General features: G+C 40.0%; 1 protein-coding gene. It reads left to right on the forward strand.

The window, feature by feature from the left end:
* Positions 1-145: 145 nt before the first annotated feature.
* On the forward strand, positions 146-1,048 hold a 903-nt coding region (locus A3763_RS22535; RefSeq protein WP_068760557.1), incomplete at its 3' end, for a hypothetical protein.

Here is a 1,048-nt window from a genome sequence, read left to right on the forward strand (position 1 = left end):
GGTTTTGTCGAAGATCAGTACTCTAAGTGGTAAACGTCCATACTAGACAATTTAATTACGACACATCAACAGCAAAAATAGACTTTTGATTTGACGCCTCTAGACATTAAGGGTACAACTGTAAGCTATATTACAGGAGTCTATTATGACTAAGCGCCAAGCAAACAAAACCAAGCACGACACAGCAAATGATAAAAGTGAGCTCCCCTCACTCTCAAAACAGCTATTAGAGCTACATTTAAAGCACGAACTTGAGTGCTTTAACTCCGATCGTTTTATTGAGCTATGCGATTCAGAGACTGAGTTTTTACTGAAAGCTGTAGGAGAAATCCATCTAAATAAGTTTGTCAGCGCTAAACAAATCAAACAAGTTATATACGAAAACGTCGTTAGCTCAAGTATTCCAGGTGCCATCGCCGAAGTTGCGGGTGAGGCAGCCGACACTCTATTTACATCAAAAAAACATCAAGAAACCTTACTGAACCAAATCATCAGCAAAAAAGACTTTGAAGAATTCATAGACAAAGCTTTAGAGCTAAAGGAGCAGCGAAACAAAGGCATAGACAAAGTAATTGAGCTACCGATATATGCCGAATTAATATCAGGCATTCTTTACCAAGCTATCCTTCGCTATATTTATGAAAGCAACCTAATCAGCAAGAACATTCCGGGCGTGTCCTCAATGCTCAAGATGGGAAGAAATGTAGTCAGCAAAGCTGCGCCAAAAATTGGCTCCGGAGTAGAGGAGAGCGTAAAAAGTTTTATTATCGACAGCCTCGACTTTATCCTGGACGAAAGCAAGAAGTTTCTAGAAGGCTCAGTAAGCGATGAGCAATTGCGCGACTCTGCAATGGAGCTATGGGAAGCGATTGAAAATAAACCCATGTCTGAATTTCAACAAGGTATGGACAGTTTAGATCTATCTGAATTTATCGCCTTAGGCTATGACTTCTGGCTTAAGTTTAGAAAAACAGATTATTTCATCAGCAGTTATGAAACCATCGTAGACTACTTCTTTAAGCGCTACGGCAGAAAAAACCTCGACGTC

Source organism: Oleiphilus sp. HI0128 (assembly GCF_001635365.1).